Source organism: Prochlorococcus sp. G4PB17, assembly GCF_059772445.1.
On the sequence record NZ_CM186288.1, the window covers coordinates 493,484 to 513,352 of the forward strand.

At 34.6% G+C, this 19,869-nt stretch carries 34 protein-coding genes and 1 pseudogene; 25 read left to right on the plus strand and 10 right to left on the minus strand.

Annotated elements, in window-relative coordinates; genetic code table 11:
• Window positions 1-12: 12 nt before the first annotated feature.
• Window positions 13-294 carry a hypothetical protein gene (locus tag AC6EJB_RS03100; protein ID WP_498492257.1) on the plus strand — a complete coding sequence of 94 codons (282 nt, stop codon included), beginning with the start codon at window positions 13-15 and terminating at the stop codon, window positions 292-294.
• A gap of 977 nt (window positions 295-1,271) precedes the next feature.
• Here the strand turns inward: AC6EJB_RS03100 and AC6EJB_RS03105 are convergent.
• From AC6EJB_RS03105 to AC6EJB_RS03115, 3 genes are all read right to left on the minus strand, one after another.
• Entirely contained in the window at window positions 1,272-1,823 is a 552-nt protein-coding gene (locus AC6EJB_RS03105; RefSeq protein WP_498492258.1) for a hypothetical protein, read from the minus strand.
• Window positions 1,824-2,135: 312 nt separating this feature from the next.
• The gene (locus AC6EJB_RS03110; protein ID WP_498492259.1) at window positions 2,136-2,564 is read right to left on the minus strand and encodes a hypothetical protein; all 429 of its coding nucleotides are present in this window, start codon (window positions 2,562-2,564) and stop codon (window positions 2,136-2,138) included.
• 325 nt (window positions 2,565-2,889) lie between these two features.
• Complete coding sequence (locus AC6EJB_RS03115) at window positions 2,890-3,111, minus strand: DUF2839 family protein (RefSeq protein ID WP_498492260.1); 222 nt, start codon at window positions 3,109-3,111, stop codon at window positions 2,890-2,892.
• 672 nt (window positions 3,112-3,783) lie between these two features.
• Between AC6EJB_RS03115 and AC6EJB_RS03120 the strand changes: the two genes are divergently transcribed.
• Window positions 3,784-4,008 (plus strand): hypothetical protein, encoded by a 225-nt coding sequence (locus AC6EJB_RS03120; protein WP_498492261.1) that lies wholly within the window; start codon window positions 3,784-3,786, stop codon window positions 4,006-4,008.
• A gap of 115 nt (window positions 4,009-4,123) precedes the next feature.
• On the opposite strand, the gene AC6EJB_RS03125 is transcribed toward AC6EJB_RS03120, so the two are convergent.
• Both AC6EJB_RS03125 and AC6EJB_RS03130 read right to left on the minus strand, forming a co-directional pair.
• On the minus strand, window positions 4,124-4,258 hold the full coding sequence (locus tag AC6EJB_RS03125) for a hypothetical protein (RefSeq protein WP_498492262.1): 135 nt from the start codon (window positions 4,256-4,258) through the stop codon (window positions 4,124-4,126).
• Between the two features lie 248 nt (window positions 4,259-4,506).
• Window positions 4,507-4,820 (minus strand): annotated as a pseudogene (locus AC6EJB_RS03130) (DUF3764 family protein).
• 1,267 nt (window positions 4,821-6,087) lie between these two features.
• Here AC6EJB_RS03130 and AC6EJB_RS03135 point away from each other — a divergent pair.
• The 3 genes from AC6EJB_RS03135 (at window position 6,088) to psbZ (ending at window position 7,428) form a co-directional block, all read left to right on the plus strand.
• Window positions 6,088-6,231, plus strand: a complete 144-nt coding sequence (locus AC6EJB_RS03135) for a hypothetical protein (RefSeq protein WP_498492263.1) — start codon at window positions 6,088-6,090, stop codon at window positions 6,229-6,231.
• Complete coding sequence (locus AC6EJB_RS03140) at window positions 6,232-6,603, plus strand: DUF3104 domain-containing protein (RefSeq protein ID WP_498492264.1); 372 nt, start codon at window positions 6,232-6,234, stop codon at window positions 6,601-6,603. It begins immediately after the preceding gene.
• 612 nt (window positions 6,604-7,215) lie between these two features.
• Window positions 7,216-7,428 (plus strand): photosystem II reaction center protein PsbZ, encoded by a 213-nt coding sequence (psbZ, locus tag AC6EJB_RS03145; RefSeq protein WP_498492265.1) that lies wholly within the window; start codon window positions 7,216-7,218, stop codon window positions 7,426-7,428.
• A gap of 848 nt (window positions 7,429-8,276) precedes the next feature.
• Here the strand turns inward: psbZ and AC6EJB_RS03150 are convergent.
• A complete protein-coding gene (locus AC6EJB_RS03150) occupies window positions 8,277-8,441 on the minus strand; it encodes a hypothetical protein (RefSeq protein WP_498492266.1) in 165 nt (54 codons plus the stop codon).
• Between the two features lie 394 nt (window positions 8,442-8,835).
• Between AC6EJB_RS03150 and AC6EJB_RS03155 the strand changes: the two genes are divergently transcribed.
• The 15 genes from AC6EJB_RS03155 to AC6EJB_RS03225 all read left to right on the plus strand — a co-directional run bounded on the left by AC6EJB_RS03155 (window position 8,836) and on the right by AC6EJB_RS03225 (window position 14,810).
• Window positions 8,836-8,943, plus strand: a complete 108-nt coding sequence (locus AC6EJB_RS03155; protein ID WP_011125327.1) for a high light inducible protein — start codon at window positions 8,836-8,838, stop codon at window positions 8,941-8,943.
• 7 nt (window positions 8,944-8,950) lie between these two features.
• Entirely contained in the window at window positions 8,951-9,070 is a 120-nt protein-coding gene (locus AC6EJB_RS03160) for a high light inducible protein (protein ID WP_011294968.1), read from the plus strand.
• Window positions 9,070-9,219, plus strand: coding sequence for a high light inducible protein (locus tag AC6EJB_RS03165; protein WP_498492106.1), 150 nt, complete (start codon window positions 9,070-9,072; stop codon window positions 9,217-9,219). The genes AC6EJB_RS03160 and AC6EJB_RS03165 overlap by 1 nt, the downstream gene beginning before the upstream one ends.
• A complete protein-coding gene (locus tag AC6EJB_RS03170; RefSeq protein ID WP_498492267.1) occupies window positions 9,219-9,344 on the plus strand; it encodes a high light inducible protein in 126 nt (41 codons plus the stop codon). The genes AC6EJB_RS03165 and AC6EJB_RS03170 overlap by 1 nt, the downstream gene beginning before the upstream one ends.
• Window positions 9,345-9,662: 318 nt before the next feature.
• Window positions 9,663-9,959, plus strand: a complete 297-nt coding sequence (locus AC6EJB_RS03175; protein ID WP_498492268.1) for a DUF1330 domain-containing protein — start codon at window positions 9,663-9,665, stop codon at window positions 9,957-9,959.
• Between the two features lie 159 nt (window positions 9,960-10,118).
• Window positions 10,119-10,265 (plus strand): hypothetical protein, encoded by a 147-nt coding sequence (locus tag AC6EJB_RS03180; RefSeq protein WP_498492269.1) that lies wholly within the window; start codon window positions 10,119-10,121, stop codon window positions 10,263-10,265.
• Between the two features lie 92 nt (window positions 10,266-10,357).
• On the plus strand, window positions 10,358-10,504 hold the full coding sequence (locus AC6EJB_RS03185) for a hypothetical protein (protein WP_498492270.1): 147 nt from the start codon (window positions 10,358-10,360) through the stop codon (window positions 10,502-10,504).
• A 335-nt stretch (window positions 10,505-10,839) separates the two neighbouring features.
• Complete coding sequence (locus tag AC6EJB_RS03190; RefSeq protein WP_498492271.1) at window positions 10,840-11,064, plus strand: hypothetical protein; 225 nt, start codon at window positions 10,840-10,842, stop codon at window positions 11,062-11,064.
• A gap of 306 nt (window positions 11,065-11,370) precedes the next feature.
• Window positions 11,371-11,598, plus strand: a complete 228-nt coding sequence (locus AC6EJB_RS03195; protein WP_498492272.1) for a hypothetical protein — start codon at window positions 11,371-11,373, stop codon at window positions 11,596-11,598.
• Window positions 11,599-12,310: 712 nt separating this feature from the next.
• Window positions 12,311-12,616: a 2Fe-2S iron-sulfur cluster-binding protein gene (locus AC6EJB_RS03200; protein WP_498492273.1), complete on the plus strand. Its 306-nt coding sequence runs from the start codon at window positions 12,311-12,313 to the stop codon at window positions 12,614-12,616.
• Window positions 12,594-12,968, plus strand: a complete 375-nt coding sequence (locus tag AC6EJB_RS03205) for a hypothetical protein (protein ID WP_498492274.1) — start codon at window positions 12,594-12,596, stop codon at window positions 12,966-12,968. The genes AC6EJB_RS03200 and AC6EJB_RS03205 overlap by 23 nt, the downstream gene beginning before the upstream one ends.
• A gap of 62 nt (window positions 12,969-13,030) precedes the next feature.
• On the plus strand, window positions 13,031-13,525 hold the full coding sequence (locus tag AC6EJB_RS03210) for an SIMPL domain-containing protein (protein WP_498492957.1): 495 nt from the start codon (window positions 13,031-13,033) through the stop codon (window positions 13,523-13,525).
• A gap of 149 nt (window positions 13,526-13,674) precedes the next feature.
• Complete coding sequence (locus AC6EJB_RS03215; RefSeq protein ID WP_498492275.1) at window positions 13,675-14,148, plus strand: hypothetical protein; 474 nt, start codon at window positions 13,675-13,677, stop codon at window positions 14,146-14,148.
• A gap of 79 nt (window positions 14,149-14,227) precedes the next feature.
• Window positions 14,228-14,509, plus strand: a complete 282-nt coding sequence (locus tag AC6EJB_RS03220) for a DUF3104 domain-containing protein (protein ID WP_498492276.1) — start codon at window positions 14,228-14,230, stop codon at window positions 14,507-14,509.
• Window positions 14,510-14,570: 61 nt separating this feature from the next.
• Window positions 14,571-14,810 (plus strand): hypothetical protein, encoded by a 240-nt coding sequence (locus tag AC6EJB_RS03225; RefSeq protein ID WP_498492277.1) that lies wholly within the window; start codon window positions 14,571-14,573, stop codon window positions 14,808-14,810.
• Between the two features lie 640 nt (window positions 14,811-15,450).
• Here the strand turns inward: AC6EJB_RS03225 and AC6EJB_RS03230 are convergent.
• Window positions 15,451-15,744: a hypothetical protein gene (locus tag AC6EJB_RS03230; RefSeq protein ID WP_498492278.1), complete on the minus strand. Its 294-nt coding sequence runs from the start codon at window positions 15,742-15,744 to the stop codon at window positions 15,451-15,453.
• 237 nt (window positions 15,745-15,981) lie between these two features.
• Between AC6EJB_RS03230 and AC6EJB_RS03235 the strand changes: the two genes are divergently transcribed.
• On the plus strand, window positions 15,982-16,242 hold the full coding sequence (locus AC6EJB_RS03235) for a hypothetical protein (RefSeq protein ID WP_498492279.1): 261 nt from the start codon (window positions 15,982-15,984) through the stop codon (window positions 16,240-16,242).
• 40 nt (window positions 16,243-16,282) lie between these two features.
• On the plus strand, window positions 16,283-16,813 hold the full coding sequence (locus tag AC6EJB_RS03240) for a hypothetical protein (protein WP_498492280.1): 531 nt from the start codon (window positions 16,283-16,285) through the stop codon (window positions 16,811-16,813).
• A 61-nt stretch (window positions 16,814-16,874) separates the two neighbouring features.
• Here the strand turns inward: AC6EJB_RS03240 and AC6EJB_RS03245 are convergent, their stop codons facing one another.
• Window positions 16,875-17,024, minus strand: a complete 150-nt coding sequence (locus AC6EJB_RS03245) for a hypothetical protein (protein ID WP_498492281.1) — start codon at window positions 17,022-17,024, stop codon at window positions 16,875-16,877.
• 906 nt (window positions 17,025-17,930) lie between these two features.
• Here AC6EJB_RS03245 and AC6EJB_RS03250 point away from each other — a divergent pair.
• Window positions 17,931-18,113 carry a hypothetical protein gene (locus tag AC6EJB_RS03250; RefSeq protein ID WP_498492282.1) on the plus strand — a complete coding sequence of 61 codons (183 nt, stop codon included), beginning with the start codon at window positions 17,931-17,933 and terminating at the stop codon, window positions 18,111-18,113.
• 196 nt (window positions 18,114-18,309) lie between these two features.
• Window positions 18,310-18,657 carry a hypothetical protein gene (locus AC6EJB_RS03255; RefSeq protein ID WP_498492283.1) on the plus strand — a complete coding sequence of 116 codons (348 nt, stop codon included), beginning with the start codon at window positions 18,310-18,312 and terminating at the stop codon, window positions 18,655-18,657.
• Between the two features lie 27 nt (window positions 18,658-18,684).
• Here AC6EJB_RS03255 and AC6EJB_RS03260 read toward each other — a convergent pair whose 3' ends face one another.
• Window positions 18,685-18,828, minus strand: coding sequence for a hypothetical protein (locus AC6EJB_RS03260; RefSeq protein WP_498492284.1), 144 nt, complete (start codon window positions 18,826-18,828; stop codon window positions 18,685-18,687).
• Window positions 18,829-19,034: 206 nt separating this feature from the next.
• On the opposite strand from AC6EJB_RS03260, the gene AC6EJB_RS03265 reads away from it, so the two are divergent.
• Complete coding sequence (locus AC6EJB_RS03265; RefSeq protein WP_498492285.1) at window positions 19,035-19,265, plus strand: hypothetical protein; 231 nt, start codon at window positions 19,035-19,037, stop codon at window positions 19,263-19,265.
• Window positions 19,266-19,513: 248 nt separating this feature from the next.
• Here AC6EJB_RS03265 and AC6EJB_RS03270 read toward each other — a convergent pair whose 3' ends face one another.
• Window positions 19,514-19,699 carry a hypothetical protein gene (locus AC6EJB_RS03270; protein ID WP_498492286.1) on the minus strand — a complete coding sequence of 62 codons (186 nt, stop codon included), beginning with the start codon at window positions 19,697-19,699 and terminating at the stop codon, window positions 19,514-19,516.
• Between the last annotated feature and the right edge of the window lie 170 nt (window positions 19,700-19,869).

Consider the following 19,869-nt stretch of genomic DNA (forward strand, 5'->3'; position numbering starts at 1 on the left):
CATTATCAGATTATGAACCGATTAAATGATCTAAGAGTTTTATTGAAAAGTGTTTTTAATAAGAAGCAGCCTAGGGAAAGAGAGTTGAAAAGAATTTTCCAGTGGAAAAGATATCTTGAATGGAAAGATTTAACGTCTGATGAAAAACTTTCAGCAAAAAGATTCTTATTAGTCCCTGTACTTGCTTATCTCATCGTTTGGATCTTTAATCAGAATTTTACATTAATTGTTTTACTTCTTATTGGATATTTGCTATATAGGAGATTCGAAAAAGGCGGGATTATAAAAAAATAAACAAACTAATTTATTCTTTTAGAACAGCTCATTGGAGTTTTATAAATAAAGAATGATGAAATACAAATAAGGTTAGCAAAATTTTCTAGAGCATCAGGATCTCAACAATCCCATAGGTAGCAGCTCTCTTATTGCACAATAAAGATGAAAATCACCGTTAGGATGACAAACTTTGCAAAAAAGAAATAGGGTATTAGCGATTTAGTTTTTTGGTGCTGTTGTAGTTTTTGTACCTGAGGTCATATAAGACCTAAATTCCCAAAAGTAATACCAATTCCGCAAAAGAATGCAAATTCTACTAAATCTCTGCATCCTGGCGGGATTGCATTTAAAACCACGTTAATTCGTTGAGCCATTTGACCTTGTACTCGCAGGTAGGTAAAAAAGATACATTAATATTAGAAATAAATAAAAAAATACGTGCCAGTTCATATGTGGGGTTTTCGAGAATTAGATGAACCTATAAGTTGGCGATCTCTTCTCCTGTCACCACTACTACTGCTACTAAGGCTGCTACTGCAAAAGCTGACAATTCCTTTTACAAAAGAACTATTAACAAATTAAATCTCACCCAAATTCGCTTCTACAACTTGAAAAGTGTATAAGATTGTGAAAGTGTTGGTCCATCAACATAAAAAAATTGTTTTAGAGTTTCATCTTCACTTAAGCAAATATCCCAAGGTTCACCTTTTAAAAATCAAAAACTAGGTGAAATTCGAGGCTTAACATTTGTCCCTAAAAGATCATAGATAGGCATCAATAAAGACTTTCAGCCCCAAGAACCACAACAAATCATACAAATGATGGAAGGCCGGTAAAACCATATGAGGTAATCGGACAACTGAACTTCTAACCAGATTGTGAATGCCCTCAAAGCCAAATAAGAATCAAATGAAAGTTTCTACACTTGAATCAAAAAAGTCTAGGCCAGCGCAAAAATCTTTTAATGTCCATAAAAATCACTAAAAACTCGAACATCAATAATTAGATTTATTAGCCTCTTGTTCAATATATTTTTTAAGAGTATATCCATGACAATCAAATGGATAATCTGCTCGTGTCATCTCACTTGCTTGAGTCTTATTAGCATCATTACCTCTAAATTTACGACAATCACATATAAAGTCCATATGAATTCCACTTTTATAATCTTTAACTCTCGCATCTAGCCATTTTTTTGCTTGTACTGGCATCTCTTGACAAGCAACCCAAGAACTCCAAAATAATGCATCAAACATTTTTATTGCCTCAGCTCTTTTATTAGGCCCTGCTAACTCCTCACAAAAATTATTAACAGGACAATCATCTCTACTTATATAAAACTTCTTTGATTGATTCTCCAAAGCTCTCACGTATTTATTTTGGTTCTTTACTGCATCTAAAGCAGCATTTAATTGATCTCCACCATATGTATTTATTATTCGCGCTTTATTAATTGACATCTGATCGATTTCCCCTGTTTTAGACTCAACGGAACAATCCTCTCGCCTGAAATCAAATTGTCCAAACACTTCAATTTGTTCTGTCATTAACAATTTCACCTAGAAGTCGAGAGCAGTAAATAAGGGATTGATGATTGTTTTTATAAGGAGCATTATCGATCATTTAATTTCACAAAAAAAAAATTTCAAATTTCAATAGAACTTTATAAAATCACGCTCGCATAGACGGAAGTAATTGTCAATATCAATTATGTTATTGGAATAATAAAGAGAATCAAACATACTATGGATTAATCGATCAAATAAATTTTTTAGTTGCTATGACTCCTACAAAAACATAGCAAAATCAAAGCTGTATTTATTTGGTATCACCTCAATAGTTGAAAGATCGAGAATAAATTAAATCTTTTTAGCTAAATATTCAATATAACTTTTCAGTGAATAGCCATGAGAGTCATCATTACCTTTTACATGGTCAATGTCATCTATAAGGTCAATGTTATGTCCAGCCATTAGATCCTTTACTCGTGCATTAAACCAATCATTAACGGGTTTCTCAAAAGAATCCTTTTGATGCTTAGACCACAGATCACTATCAAATGCTTTTACAGAATCTGCTCTACTCCACTTTGGTAGCCCTACAAAGTGATTCTTTACTGGGCAATCTTTACTATTAATAAAATACTTTTTAGAAGTTTTAGACATACCTCGTAAATATCGCTCTACAGCATTTTTATTTTTAACTAACAATTGACCTGCCTTATTTTCGTAATTGACTAGCACCTCTCTTCTTAAATCCTTTTTGCCTAAGACTTGTATTGGATCCATAGCTAATAAGCGCTTTTAGTTTGACTGAATTTCAACTGAAGATTTTTGAATACCTTTCTCCAGTAATTCATCACCGAATAAGGAAATGGATTATTTAGAGGCATTTAAAAAAATTACATCAACTCTTATTTTTACTCCTTACTTTGCCTTAAATAGAAATTGTTTAACATACTCACAAAATTGAGTTTCATTACATCTAAGTACTCTTGCAACAGATATACTAAACAAATAAAACATCTATAGCCAATTAAATTCGATTGTTAATTATCAATAATTACCAAATTGATTAATTTTCTATAAACAACACAGAACAATTTGTGGTAGTCTATGTATTACTCAATTGATAGCCTTTTACAAGGTTATATACGCCCCAACCAAGGCCTCCTAAAACAAGACCATAAAAAACAAATGGAACAATAGGATTTTTATATAAAAAAGACCTAACTTTTTTTTGGATATTTTCTTTATCAAGAACAGGCAATTTCAACTCAACTGGTTTTTCTCTTGGAGGCAAGCCTAGTTCCTTTCTCCTTTTTGCTTCTCCCATAGTTAGAGATTCTTATCCATTAACCCATCATGCTTGAAGGTTTCTTATTCTTGCTGATTATTAACATCTTGATTTGATTTGGGTTTGGAGCAACCACCTTCGTACTCGATCCCCAGTCAAGAGATGTTACAGGAATAACCGAAAGAACGGTCAAGGTGTTCATTTTATAGTTCTTCAACAATTGATAGTTGTATTTCTGAGAAAGGAGTTCTCATAGCAATCATCTCTTGGTATTCAAGGGGATTAAAAAAAGAACGTGTAAAAGATTCGACATGGCGTAGCAAATATCACCCTGTCCTTAAAAACGTAATCAAATCGACTAGAAATAGTTCCAAATACCCTTTAAATGGGAGAATACTTTGCAAGGTTCCATTAAAACAATGGCAACAAGGAACACCGATAAGAAGACAAATGCACCTAGCCCTTTTTGGGTTTCTTCGGTTTTGTCTTCAGGAACAGCAGTTCGAGTCCACTTGGTTGCCCCCAGCCGTAACTGATAAAGATTTAGTTACTACTAAAAAAAGATTGGTTATCTATTTACTGATTATCAAATTCTTAGATTATTAAATTCATTCCCTATGGGTGAAATTGGCAATAAATGAAGATATGATTTTAAATGTATAGCTGTTTATGGCCTAATACCTGAAGACATACGAACAATCCATACTCGTAATGGTGGTCAAGAAATTTGGACTATTTACGAAAAGTCAAGAGGTGGTAAGAAAGGAGAAAAGACTGAGGCTAGACGTTTTATATCCTTTGCTCATACATGACATTGATGGACCCATTAACTGGCATATAAAAGAACAATTGGCTATTTCCGTGAAAGAAGGTACGAACTTACTTCCCCCACTTGGTAAAGAGGCAACGCTGGCGATGCATGCAGAACTTACTTAAGTCGTAGAAAAGTTAGAGTTGCATCAGGTAAGAAATAAACCACGCGGCAAATATAATTTTTCCAAAAATGAGATAAGGAAAAAACTTAAAAGCCTTCTTTTCGAAATCTGCTTTATCAGCTGAAGTCATGAGAAAGAAGCAACTGAATTTCTAGCGGGGTTAAATCACTATTTTCTATTCCCCAAAGCTCACCTTTATCTGAGGCTTCGAGGATGGATTCGTAAAAATCAGGTGAAAAATTTGAAGGCATTGTTCTGATTAAACGATTACGGAATAAGCAACATCAAATGAACCTGATGCAAGTAGAAGGGCAGGGATACAGAAAAGAGCAAGGAACTTAGCTGCTGAAGAATTATTGATTGAGGTCATGATAGGTAGAGGTTGAAGAGGTTTTGGTGAAACAAGCGTTGAATATTTAATTCACCAATGCTTTAAATTTAAGAACAAACCATCTACTACTGATGTTCGGTTGAGGTAGGGCTAACCAGGTCTGGTTAATTAGATAAGCTTCGATACTTGGCAATTGGGGCACGTATTAATCCATCGAGTTATGATTGTTGGCTCATAAATATAACCGGAGGCCTCAACAATTGGTTTTGTCTCAGGATTGATGAAGATATCGTATAAAACATTTTCAGGTCCTTCAAACATAACGGTTGCTCTTTTGGGATCGACCTTGGATTGGCCGATATAAAAAGTCTTCACACCCATTTCCTTGAACATTGCTTGTTGTTCAGGAGCCTTCATATGTGTGCAGTATTCTTCAAATGTATTGCTCAACTTGAAGCTAAAACTGTGATTTCAGTAGCCATTGAGTCAGAAAATTTAGAAATTAAAGCACGGAGCCTATCAACATGACTGTTGAAGCAATAACAAAAAGGATCCTGCTAAAAGAATGTTTTTCGCTTTTTAGAAAAATTTAGGGGAGACTTTCCATCACAAGAATTATCTTCACAAGTAAAATTTTTGTCGTATCTATTTTTCCTGTAAACGGAATAGATGTTTAATTAAAACAAAAATTTTAGTTGGTAAAAAAAAGTTCTTAACAAAACCGCTAAGAACTTTTTCTAGATCTTTTCAAAAGGTTTTGAAAAAATTGTTGATATGATTTAAATGTATTGAGCTCCACCTAGAAAATTTCAGGAGTGATTTAACCAGTTGTTGCATATGCACCAGAAGCTGCAACTAAGCCAAGCATTCGTGCTCAAGCGTTAAACTTTTCTGCGACAGGAGTCATGGCAAAAATATAATATGGAGCAAAAATAAAGGGCGCTCATTATTGCCGTGAATTTTTACTCACGATTTTCAATCATGAGAATTGATGCTTTTTATAAGAAAAATTTATTTAATCATCGAGATGATTTGTGCTGAGTGCAATCTTTTCTCTTGCTCTTTTTTTCTGGCTAAGTAACTATTTAAGCTGGAGGAATTGGCACTGCATTTATGAGCAAGATTCAATTCCGACTGATGTATTGCTTTTCTTTTTGTCTTTTGCTTGAGTAGCCGAATATTTAGTTCGGTTGAATTTGAATGACTCGGTCTGGAGGAAAGAAACAGCTCAGCATTGTGGAGTGAGGTTTTCTTGCAAAGGCTTTTTCTGATTAAAGGAAGGTGATTCATCACGTTTCTCGGTAGAGGTAACCCCGTTCCCTGTTACCTAAACATGCATTTCCCAAGGGAAATCGAACGTACACAAAGTGTAGCGGTTGATACAGTTTTATGCGATCGGGCGAAATACTCAATTCTGATTTCATTAAAAAATCAACTTACCTTATTGCTTTTGGTTTGTTCCTTGTAGCGATTGGATACTTTGCTTAAACAGTGAAAATGGCTGAGATGTTTTGCTGGAAAAACAAGAACTAAAGCTAAAGCTATTACTTGGGAGTAAAAACTCAGGAGATCCCGCTGAGATCCCAGTCTCACTTTCGCATTAAAAAAACAGGCTGGGAAACCTACCTTTTTTAATGCTTTACTGCACCCAAAAATCACCCAAAAAGAATTTAAATAATTGGAAATAAAAAGATTTAACAGACTTAGAAAAATGCTCTTAAGATAGTGAATGTACTTACCAAGCTCAAAGTGAAAAAGGTTATTTCATTAGTTTTTGCTCTTTCAGTTATTGCTGGTCCCTCCCTTGCTTGGGGATGGGGTGAAGGTGGTTGCTCTAAAGACAAATCAAATCAAGATGCTAAAACTGAGCAAGTAGAAGAAACAGACACTTAATTGGAAGACCAAGAAAACAAACCATTATTTTTAAAGGTCAAATCCAGGGATACTGTTCTTGTGGGTGAGGATGAAATATGCAAGGTTCTTTCATTTACTGGAGGTTCCAGAGATCCAGACGCTCCCTCACTATTCCAAGTAGCGAATGTTGATACAGGCGAAATTAAACATGTTCATGCTGCTGAAGTTAAAGAGATAGTTTCTACTTACGAGCAAGAAGTAGAAAAAAGACTTGAATCTCCTAATGGAGGGCTGATAACTAACATCCTTCCAACGGTTGAAAACTATGAGAAAAAAATAGGCAAAAAGAAATTGAGTGGGAATGAGCTAAAGAAAAGATTGGATAGCCCTACCTCAACCGAACATCAGTAGTGGAGAAGTTTTTTTATATTGAACTTAAGCAAGAGCGAGTATCGAAAGGATGCGATAGCTCTGGTCAGAGAAGGGGACAGTTGCCGAAATCCTGTCCCTTTGCTCGCACATCATAAAAAGTTCATTAGGTCTGCACTTTTTTTGGTAAACAAATACTCAGGTTAAGCCTTGTATTTCCTACATATAAGGGATAACCCTCTTCAATCTTCGATTAGGAGCTTTGAGTAACTATTAAAGCTATTAAACCCTCCCTAAAAAGAGGGTTTTTTAGTGTCTATGGGGTACTTTTGCTACAACAGAAGCTTGGAAAAATTAGTTAGGTTTACAAAAATTGGTCATTGTTTTGTTCACTCCCTATCACGCAATAGTGTTTGGAATAATGCTCATTTCTGGTGGACCTTCACTCTGGCAACTGGGTGAAGGTAACGACTTTAGATAAAGATCAAAAATCAATTGACTGCTACACGCAACTCAAAACAAAGGAAAAGCCTAAGTTCGATCTTGGTGAGATTTTATTAACTCTAAGCATTAGGCTTGTTGTAGACAGTTAGCTCTTCGTGCTAAAAGTTAAGATACTTCGGCTTCATAAATTGACCTTTAGATTATCCAAAAATGTCTATTATTGCAGGCATACTTGCTAACGCACTTTTGTTCTCATCTTTGCTGTTAGTAGTAGGTGTTCCAGTTTTTTATATGACTCAAGATAGTCCAGAGGACAATAGAAATCCAAACATAAGAAAAATAGAAGCTCTTGGTGGTGTTTGGTTCGTATTGGTTTTATTGAATGGATTAGTGGGTGGAATTGCACAAGGTTATTCTGGTTAAATTAAAAATCAATTTATAGAATCATTGTTCAAAAAATCACGGTTTTTTTATGCCAATTAAATTAATTTATAGTAAATATAAGGCCATGAAACGGTTGAATAAAACAAGTATGTTTTTGATCGTAATCAGTGTTGCTACTACTCTGCCCTATCAATTTCATTACTTAGCATCAATTAAATAAATACAGCTTAAGTTTTTACTTCTATCCCCTTAAGGCTTCATTCAGAACAAATCATCTCAATGAAAAGGTGAAATCAACTTGAAAAACAAGAAAAGATTGGAAAGCCCTACCCCAACCGAACTTAGTTTTAGTGAGCTCACTCTTAGGTTTTTATAGAGTTGATGGGGTAATACGGAAGCACCTTCAAATAAATCAGTGGACGGCCGTCGAAATCCTGTCCTCTCTTCGCAATTCATAAAAAGTTCAACAGGTCTGCACTTTTTTTGGTAATCAAATACTCTGGTTGAGTCTTGCATTCCCTACATACCAGGCATAACCAGTCTCTTAAAGACATTAGTTAGGCGTTTTGAGTATCTATTAAAGCTAGAGAACCATCCTTAAAATGGTTTTTTTTTGTGTCTAATCTGCAAGCCATAGACCACCACCTAAAGTGGTAGAACTCAAGCCATAAATATTAAATTTACTTTTTTAAATGCTTTATGAGAGTTTCTAATTCTTTGATCCTCTTTTCAGCAGCTTTTATTCTTTCTTGTCTTGTCATGATTTAACCTCTCATCATATAAAAAAGAAATACAGAAAAGATTGATAATTTTGCTACTATGGCGTAGCTAATAACCTTCTCGAATCTGTTGTTATTTTTGCTCGTATTAGTTGAAGTCATTTAATTTTAGATAGTAGTCATATAAGCAAGGAAGCCAACAGGTACGAATAGTAAAGTAGCAATTGTAAAGCGAACAAATTTGCTTGTACCTGAATCTCTCGAATAGTCGGTGAAATGCTGGGTGTTATTCCAATCGGTCCAATTTTTTGGGCTGTTATTGAATGAATTCATTGTTAGTTAAGCAAATACAGTAGTAACAACTTCATAAGCACCCGCTAATAAAAAAAGTGCCGGAAGATTCAATAGAACGATTAGTTTTGCAGCAGTGGTTTTATTGATTGCAAGCATGACTAAAAGTTTTAATTAAGTTACAAGACGTTATCAACATATAAAGCAGGACCCATGTGCTGTAGGACGGTTGAAGTAGGGCTAACCGGTTCGGGTTATTTATACTTATAAGGATTATCAATAGATCTAATCATTGGATAAATATCTCTCTGATCACCTGCTGTTGTTAGTGTTTGAGGTTCATAGCTGTTAAGGGTTAGAAGAAGCCGTACCCGACCGTATCTTTGGTCTGCAAAATTAATACCTTACATTGATTCACATCTCCGCATTCAAAGTAATGACTCCTGAAGCAGAAAAGTTTAATGGTTGGGCAGCAATGCTTGGCTTCGTTGCAGCCTTCGGTGCATATGCAACAACAGGACAAATAATTCCTGGAATCTTCTAAATTTATTATGCAACCTTCTAACAAGACAATCCTAGAAAGAAGTATCGGAAGACCAGCAATGATGGCTTTCGTTCTCCTAACAGGTATCTACCTAACAACTGGCCAACTTATCCCAGGTGTCGTGTAATGACTATTCAAAACGACAACAACAGTAGGAAAATTGACCCCGAAAAGGTAACTGCTGAAAGACTTAATGGCTATGCAGCATTGTTTGGATGCATTGCTTTAGTTGGTGCATATGCAACAACAGGTCAAATCATCCCTGGTTTTGTGTAATGGATAAATCAACTAACTATTGGAAAACAGCAGAACAAATGAATGGCCGTCTTGCGATGATGGGCCTACTTGCAGCTGTAATTAATTATGGTTTCACTGGTTGGATCATTCCAGGAATTGTATAGTCCTAACTTTTAAATCTAATAAAAAAGGTCTCTTTTCTGTCATTAGGGTAGGGGCTTTTTTAGTGCTTGGTGAGTACTAGGTCGCAGGTTCGAATCCTGTTGCCCCGATCAGTCAGAAGCTATTTTTCCAGTCTATCTTTTTAATGGTGATAAGTCGTTTATATCATAAGTGAGATGAAAGCTATTGCTGCAGCTGCGGTTTGGCTTGAGGTTCTTTTGTTATGTGAAGAAAGTGCGAGCTTCAGTATTTGAATCTCTGATATTTCTATGCAAACCAGATGGAGTATGTAAAAATCTTTTGAATTGATTTTTTATTTGATGGCTAAAGGGTTTTGGCTCGTTACTACAACAGTTACGAATACAGCTTTTGCTGATTACGTTGAAGCCTTTCAGCCTTGGGTTGAATCAGTGGGCGGTTCAGTTTTTGCTAAGGATATGGAGGGACAAACTGTCGAAGGAAAGGGTGGAAAGTTAGCTGTCATTATTGAGTTCCCATCAAAGCAAGCTGCCATTGATGCTTACAACAGTTCGGAATATCAAGAGTTAAGTAAATTACGCTGGGCTAATTCAACAGAAACCAACATCACCATCATGGATGGCGATGTAACTCATTAAAAAGAAAAATTTTTAAAAGCCAGAGCATCCCAATTAACAAACCCGTTCCTGATTCTGTTATTAATTGCTAGAGAAAGGTTTTTCAAGATTTTCAGTCAAAATTCAGTGGTCCTAAACAATCAGTCTGAGATGATTGTAAGAAACAATAATTAAAGGCTAATGAACAACCTTGTCTATAACCTTTTAGCTCCTTGGCATCTTGGTCTTGATGAGACCTTATTAATTGGATTTCTTGCTTGGGTTTATTTTCATAGAAGGAATAAGGCTGGTAGTTTATGGAATAGCAATCACTTATGTCATTGTTAACCTTGCAGTGCTTGGAATGTTTTTTATTTCACCCATCGGATGACTAGAAAATTAAAAATGCATAATTTACATCTTTCTATTAGAAAAAGCTAATGAATCAATTAAAAGCAGTTTTCCCATTTCTTGCGTCACTTGGTATTTACTTCTTGGCTCTTAATTCGCCGATGTATCAACAAATGAATAAAAAGCCATCAGTCGAAAACGAAATCAAATCTATCCCTGTAGAGAGTTTTAAATAGTTGATCTAAAAATGAGTTTTTAGCTTCTCTTCTTTTATTAGTTTTGATCCTGCAAAGATCGCAGTTGTCTTTTTGAGGAATTGTGAAAGGAGTGAAGAGTTTCATAAGCCCTCCTGACTACACCTTTGGTCTACTCCTCCTATTTAAGAAAAGGAAGTAGTAAAACACTACCTCAACCGAACAGCTGTATTGAATCAATTCTTCCTGTTTTTGTAAATTAGGAAGGTTGGAATGTTCAACTTCGTTTCTCCAAGAACTTCCTCACACAATCTATAGTTAAAACTCCTCCAAGAGGATTTTCTTTTGTCTAATATTCTTTTAGTCAGATTGCTGAAATGATTGATTTAATTGAGAATTTTATAGTTGCTGCTGATGCATGGGCTGGGAATATTCAAAACGATATGGATGCTAGATATGTAGAACAGTCATCACTGACTAATCTTTTTACCGAGCATAAGTTTTGGGGGTGGGCAGGACTTCTTTCGATCTTTGTAGCGTTAGCCGCAATATTTTATTTCCAATTTCAAGAATGGGAACAACAAGACCAGGAACAAAAATGACGAATACAAATGAAGAACCTCAATATTTAACTGAATATTTTTCAGGCATAGAAATGGGAGATTTCTATGAAGAACCTGTCCAGGGCGAGTATCCAGATTGGTAGTTATAATGAATTTTGAGTATTAGTGCTGAGAGCTACAAAAGAGAGTTTAGACCTTTAATAGATAAAAATTCTGCCGATTCAAGAAATGACCAGAAAAGAGTTCATGGATAAGTATTTTGATCTTTGCAAGGACGCTCAAGAAGAAATTCCACAAAATGTGATATCAGAAATCCTCAGAGATTATGCCGATAGGTTGGATTAGATGAAAAAATTGATTTCTTTTGTTCTTGGTTTTCTTTTGTTTTTCTGTCCTATTGCAGTTCATGCAGATGATGTTGAGCCAATGCCTCAAGAGGAAATAGTTGAAGCACCTTCAGAAGACGCACTCAACTATTTGCTGGGTGAGGACATTTATCAAGGCACTCTTATTTGGCAAGGTAACAAAGCTTCTACCAAATTGAATTACGAGATGAACAAGGTAAAAAGATAGATGGCAATATTCGCTGTTTTAGTTCTCATTGGATTTGTCCTGTCTTGGTACTTCCGAAGCTGGAGAATTTTTAATCACATGCTTGGATATTTTGTAATTTTCTCCTCAATACCTTTGGGACTGAAATATGCGTCGGTGGCAGGTCTAAACCCAACAGCTGTTTTCTTAATTTACCTAGCTGTCTTTTGGATTGTTTATTTCTTTATTTATCTAAGAAACCGTAACTCATAGACCTCCTCCTGAAAGCAGTAGTGGTCTATGCCTTAAATGATCTCATTATTCTTCCCTTTTCCACTATCTGTACCATTAGCGATCATCAAGCCATTTAATTAAAGGCCAATTAATGAGTATGGATAAAATTAAAAATGCATAAGTAGAAAATCTTCCTGAATTGATAGCGAATGGAAGAGTTAGAGGTACTGACATTATTATCGATGTAAGGCAAGAACCTCTACCGGACATCTTTGTTCTCATTACTTGATCTTACACTCTCTTAGTGTTTATTCCTTCAGTAATTAAGTATCGAATAAGTTGCTAATTTATTTTTTCATATAGCTATAAGAAGGAGATGTATCCTTTTTCTTGATTTTGATGGTTCCTATCATTTTTAGTCTTTCAACCTAACAATAATGAACAAAATTACTTTCGTATAAAAAGATTTCCTCTGTTGTAACAAATAAGCCATAATCAACAACCGTTCGTCTTGGCAAAAGTGTCTGATCTCTTACTCAAGATAAATATTGAGATTGATCAAGTTCAGAAAAGTTTTAGTTGCAAGTCAGACCAGACCGTATTAGAGGCTGCGGCTGATGCAAATGTGGAACTACCGAGTTCATGCCTTGAAGGCATGTGTTGTACATGTGCCGCATTTCTCAAAGAGGGTTCAGTCGATATGGAAGCAATGGGGTTGAAGAGTGAATTGCAAGAGCAAGGTTATGTCCTTTTATGTCAGGCCTATCCCAAGTCAGATTTAAAAATAGTTTCAAATCAATTTGATGCTGTTTGGGATCAAAGATAAATTTAAAAATAATCCTAAAGTTGAATTACAAGTAGTTAAAAAGTTCTTTAATAGAATGACTGTTCATCCAGATTACGAAATTCAACTCAACATAAATGAGTTGATAGAAAAAAGAATTCCTTGCTGTGATTTACTACATCTAGAGCATTGTTTTACAGAACAACAGATTTCGGAGATAGCACATGATGTTAGTAGAGACTTAAATCTACATGACATTTATAAACAAGTTGATCAGCACATTATGAATTACGCAACTGCTGCTGGTGTTGATAATAAATCTCATTGGATAGAGCCAAATCTTCCCGACCTAGATAGGGATATGAAAGAAGAAGTGGAAATTGATTTTGAATAGTTAATTTGATTGTGTAGTCATTAATGCAATCAAATGGAAAGATAACTTAGTGAATGTGAAAAATTACTTTCCTTGATCGTTATGACGTTAATAACAATGACTACCAATCAGTTGCTCTATTACCAGCCTCAACTTCAAAAGAGATAAACAAGAATCCTAAAACAGGTGAAATAATTTCTAAGAAATGGGTCACGAAACAATGGATAGAAATTGAAAGCAATGATGTTTTTAATATTGATCAAAAATATAGACAGATGAGTGACCTACTGGGTAAAGGAGTTCTTGTAAGGGCAAGTCGACCAGAGTTCACATACACAAAACTCGCAGCCAAACGGGTAGATATGCTTGCAAAAGCAACAAAGGATGCACATACCAGAGCTGAAGCAATTGTCTATCAAACGGGTTCAGTACTTGGCAGTGTAAGGAAGGTTGATACTGGTGTTTTCCAAATTACAGTTCCCAAGTCAACAAAAGTCAGTAGCTGGGGTTCATACGACACAAGCACAATTAATAAAAATATCACCGCTGTGATGAGAGTCACCTTCGAAGCCAATTGAACAGGTTTAAAAAATGTCGTTCATGGAAACAGGTGACTGGCGCATCGTTATGTTGATTGATGGCACTGACACGGAAGGGAAAGCTACGTATCAACAAATCTATCAACATCAAGATGGTAGGAAGGCTTGTGTAGGACCTGGGTATTGCAGTGATCCAGATTTGGAATGGCTTCTATTACAAAAAGGTAGAAAGATTAAGGCATGTAATACAAAACGCACAAAAAGAAAAAAAAATTACTCGTTATGTTTTTTATACAGCTTGGATCTTTATTCTCATTCAGGGAGTTTTAGCAATTCCAGAACACGGAGCTTGGGTCCCATTCTCAGTATGGGGATATGGAGCAACACAAACATTCAGTTTTGGACTAATTCACGGCTTTAGAAATTTACTAATTCCTAGCTCAAATTATCTAGGTAAACCAAAAGATATTTCTCTCAATATCATTGGTTGTTTGATTTTTCTATTACTTAGCCCCTGGCTCATTGATATTGGAAGGTTTAATAGCTTATCGATTTTGTTTTTACAGCTACCACTTTTCTGGTTTAGCTGTTTCATGGGATTCATCGAAGAGTTATTACAAATTTGGACAGATAAAGTCCTTTTTATGAAACATCACTACTAGTTACAGCCGCTGCTTGAATTAATTAATTCGGTCAAAACGGATACTTCTCCTATCTTCTTATTTTTGATAAGAATAAATTATGGATACACCTTTGTTTTTAAAAGTCAGACCGGGTGACGCTGTTCTATATGAAAAGGACCAAATTGGAAAAGTTTTTACTTTTGTTGGCGGCTCTCGTGATTCTGATGCACCCTCACTCTTACAAATTGCCAACGTAGATTCTGGCGAAAACCGCTGTATTCATAGTGAGGAAGTTACCGAAATAGTGGGCAAATATCGGACAATATTTAAAAAGCTTTTTTTTACGAGCAAATACAACAGCAGCAACAGCAATAAAAAAACTCCGTTTAAAAGGTATTAATGCCGATAGCTTCATAAGAGAGTATGGGTTTTTAATAGACCAACGCAGCCAATCAAGGGGGATGAAAAAGCTCTTTTCGTTTGTTATTGGTCTTCTATTATTTTTCAGTCCTTTATCAGTACAAGCAGAAGAGATTGAAATAATTCCCCAAGATGAAATAGCTGAAGCACCTCCCCTTGAACCTATGACCGAAGAGCAACTAAACGATTTGCTGGGTGAGGAAATGTATTTAGGTACTCTTGATTTGCGAGGCAACAAGGTTGATATCAAGCGGGATTACAGCAAGAAAAAGAAAAAATAGATAGGAAAGCTCTAACTCAACCGAACATCAATTTTAAAAAATTTTATTTATGATTTTTTTAGGTTAGAGTGAGTATCGAAATGATGCGTTAGCTCTAGTCAGCGAAGTGGGACAGTCGTCGAATTCATGTCCATTTGATCGCTAACCATAAAAAGTAAAGTAGGTCTGCACTTTTTTGCTAAACAAAAACTCAGGTTGAGTCTTGCATTTCCTACATACCGGGCATAACCAGTCTCTTCAAGACATTGATTAGGCGCTTTCAGTAACTATTAAAGTTAGAAAACCCCCTTAAAAAAGGGGGTTTTCTATTGCAAAGCTCAAAATATACAAATTAGATAACCTTATTAGTCAGCTTTCCTCGGTTTGGCAATAAAGCTGCTAGGTTGCTTGCTTCGTTTTTATCCCATGTTGGATGAACTTTGAGAAACAGCAAGTCAAACTTTTGAAACTTCAAGCGAAAGCGGATGCTTGTACTTCAAGAAAAGAGGCTCTAAAAATTTTAAAAAAGTCTGATAAGGCTATCAGTAAACTTTCTAGGCCTTAGAGCACACCCCAAGATTGTGGAACTAAATCCATAGATTTTTGCAATCCTTCACAGCTCTAGACATATAAGCAAAATCAATTAATTGATTTTGGAAATTCAACCAATCAAACCTGTCTTTTGATAAGTCTCATCCACTTTGATCATTTCATTATCGTCTTCATGAAAAGAACAAGTGTACATAAGATTTATCACACGATCTAGATCAATCTCTCTGTCTGCGACATCCTGCCAAAGTCTTTTCGTTAACTCTTCATCACCTCTGTCAAATTGAGCCTGTACTAAGTCTCTTACAAGCTGAAAAACCGTTTGACGGTCATTTCTTGCTTTTACGTCTTCGTTCCCTACTGGAAATTTGGATAACTTTGCAATGAATTTTTGTTTGGTAGCCAATTTAATATTTCTCAAATTTGTATCTATTTTTACCAAAAAAACTCATTTAGCAATCAGTATTTATTTGGATCTCTCACAGAAGTTGCTTAATAAAAAGTTTTTAAAATCTAACTAGATGACCATCAGCACGACACAAAACCATGCTATTACGCGTGTAACGAATGTCATTTAGATTTTAAAATTTTTGTAATTTTGAGTGAGAACCAACAAGTCCTGCGACTTCGACTCGCTTAGTGTATGTCTTCCATAAAACTTCCTCATAATAAGGTTGCAAGACTTCTTATCAATATTTCTTTCATTGTTGGTTGGTACGCTTTAAGCGAGTTCATAATGAATTTTCTAGCTCACATCACACGTTCCTTCAATCCTGAATACAACACTTTTGGTGTGATTCATAACGTCATAGACTTTCTACTAATTGTGATCCCAATAGCTATTGTCACTAAATTCATCTGGTTTAAACAATCAAAATCACAACATCAATGGATGATTAAATGAAGCATTTACTTAATGCGTATCTTCCATCCCAAGACAATCCATGAATGTCATAAATAAAGAGACTTGGATATGGTGTGAATTTTCTTCCATAGATACAAATTATCTAACAAAAATTCAAGATAGAGTCCAAAATAAATTAATAGGACCTAAATTCAAAATACATTTGACCTTGGCTGGACCATTCCAAAATATTGATAATTCTTCCGTGGAAGGAATAAAAAAATACTGTGACCAAAATTCACCTCTTGTAGTCAATACTCATTGTTACGGCTACAAGGAAAAATTTTTTCAATCACTCTTTATTTCTATAGATAAGTCAAAGGAGTTAGAAGATCTAAGAAAAGAAATGTTTAAAATTAATTGTCAAAATCAAACTGAAAAATTTTTTCCTCATATAAGTTTGTTATATGGAAATTTTCAAAAGAAAATAAAAGAAAATCTAATCCTCTCTCTTCCAAGATTAAAAAAGAATCTTACTATAAATAAGATTTCTCTTGTTGAAATAAATGAGGATATAAACCTTTGGGAAATATCAAAAAGTTTCGCATTCAACTCTGCCTTACTTATTTGAAGTAAATATGAAATGTACGGGTCCTCCCTAGAGCTTCTCGTATGTCTCATCCAAAGTCATGTTAATTCTTGTTCTTCCAGCCGAACATTTCAGCCATTTTTCCAGTTGAGGCAAAAAATCCAATTGCTCCAAGGAACAAAGCAAAAGCAATCAGATTGGGCACGATTCCACCAATGATCTGGGCTTCTCCAAAAGTCAGAAACGTAATCACAACAAAAACCCTTGCCTAGTTTTCAGCGAAGTTCATTCTTACATCATTGCAAATGACATGAAAACATTGAACACTCTTAGTTTCTATCTATATTGAGTCGTTTTCATGTGAATTCTGATCTGTTCTATTAGGTATCGAATAAAAAATAACTATCCTAAGTCAGACCCATTCATTATTTGATTTGAGATCCCAAGTTTGATTAACCTACACCGGAGCAAGAGAAAGAACTAGCAAGGAAATTCTTGAGGATCGGTGCTTGCCACAATCCGTAGAGAGAGAGAAAAAAAAAATTGAGGAGATCCACGTAAGAGCAATCTTGGTGAATCTGTTTAATTTGATATTTGAATTTGGTAAGAGCTGAGTTCATGTGATTTTAATAATCAAATGAATCCAACAGTTCAAAAAATTCAGCCGTATTAATAAATACGTTGATACATAAAAGGGACTGACTTTTGCCAGTCCCTTTTATTCAATTACCCATCAGAGGGGATTGATTTGGCTTTTAAGGTTTATAAGCTAAAAACTTTTTCAATTTGGTCCTTTTCATATAGAACAGCGTCACCAGGTCTGACTTTTAAAAATAGAGGCTCATCCATAAGTTCATTGTCTCCAAATTCATCAATCAAGGGAAGTATCCTTTTTTACCAAATTTCTAAGTCCGTTAAATCCTTTTATTTCCAATAGTTTTAAATTATCTTTGCGTGCCTTTTGCGTTCCTCTAAAATTACCCATTAAAAAAGACAGACTGGGGAACCAATTGATTGGAAGCCACAAGAGCGGCTTGCAATTGGTGAATCACTTCAACCTTTAGGATCAGATGGAAAAGGAGGCGAAGCCCTAAGAACTCACCTCCGAAGTAAAAATGTATGGAATGTTCTACGCAAAGAGGCACAAATGATTGGTGAAGTGTTAGTCACTTATACATTCAGACATCGTTATGCAAAGGATTCTCATGCTAATGGTGTTCCTCTAACTAAGATTGCCGCTGCTATGGGTCACACCACAGAAGTGCATCATCAAAGTTATGCAAGATTGATTCCAGACGTTACGGCTGATCTGCATAGCAAGCGCAACGCCAGGGTGGCATAAATATGGAAAAAAGACTCAACTCGCTCAAATACTTTGCGCCTCTTGTTCAGATAGTCCTATGCCCTGTAACTATTCTGTTTTTATGGACTGTGTTTACAGGTCATGAAGTAATTCCTGAAGTAAATGAAGAATTAGTTCGTAAAGAATAGACAAAGGTCTAATGTTTACATCTCATCAAAGTTGACATAATAGACCTATGAAAAGTTTTTTTAGTTATGCCATAGCATTTCTTTTTATCCTAATCGCACCTTCATCACAAGTTAATAGTTTTGAAAATGAATCGATCCTAGATACGTCTCAAATACTAATTGCAGACAAATACGCAGAGAGATTTTGTAGTGCTAAAGCCGATCATTATTTTGAGGGATTGGACAATGAGAAGACTCTTAAATATTCTTACTTTAATTATATAGGTTTAAAAAGTGAAGAGATAATGTCTAAGGATATGTACAAGCAGTTAATCAATCAAATAAGAGAAAAGTGCTTCATCAGCAATGAAGAAGAAAAAGAAATAAATGAGTTTTTAATAGAAGCTGATATGTAAATGAAGAAACTAAAATAAGCCTATAAATCAGTTCTGATCAATGCTTACTTTTGGATTATCAAAAGGATCATCAGTTAAGGTTGGTAGACAAATTCTTTTTGGAGTCTCAAATTGTTCATGGTGGTGGCAATGTTCCAGACAATTAAAATACCTGTCTTGATTTGACTTCATTATAGAAATGAATTTCAGATAAATTAATCCATAAGGGGTATTATCATAAGTTGATTAAATATAAATTTAAAAAAATTAATCTAAAAGTAAAATTTGATATATAAATTCTGATTAAATAAAACAATTTAGGATGAAATACTATAAAACTATCAATAGATATTTGAAGAGTAATAAGTTTATAATCTAAAATATAAAAAAATAATTTAATGAGTCCTCAGATTTTATTTAATTTTTCTCTAGCACTTTTAACAGCAGGGTTGATTTTAATTTTTAAAGGACTCTTTATACTCGGTTTTGGGAGTTTAATAATATCGGTAGGAACTTCAATTGTTTGGCTTATGTCAGGTTTTTTTGGAAAATTCGAATATGAGCCTAGGGAATCCAAATCAGAAGATGAAAAAGATGAGGAAGGAAAGGGAGTCTTAAAGCCTTTCTAAATTGGGTTTATAAATAATTTATTGGTGATTTACAAAAGAATGAATAATCAAAGAAATTAATATCCCTGTCCAAATACCTTTAAAAAAAATCCGAAAATAAAACTTATTTATAGGTTTATCAATTGGCAATGGTGTTATTAATTCATTCATGTGAGTATTTTTATTCTGACTATATGCTGTTCTGAAAAATTTTGCATAAACAATTAATACGTTTAAGAGTTATATTTATACAAACTAAAAATGAAACTCTAATTCTTCAATTCTACATATTTATCTAAAAATGCGTTTATATATGAAATCAATCTACCGAAGGGAGAAGAAATGGCAAAAGATTGATTTAAATGATTAATGGCAAGGTTTCTATATTGTAGATTTGTATAAGAGTCTGATCCATTACTTGATAAGTAATCAAGATCATCAGCTTCAAAATACAATTGTTCCTCTAAATATGAATTTCTATTATTATTACCATAAAAATTATTGTCTATATTTTTTTATATAGCACAAACTAACAATTGATACATTTTAAAAATCTTTACTCAATAATTATTCTCGTTTAATTCGATCATCATGTAAGTAATAAGTTAATAAACTGAAGTTTACT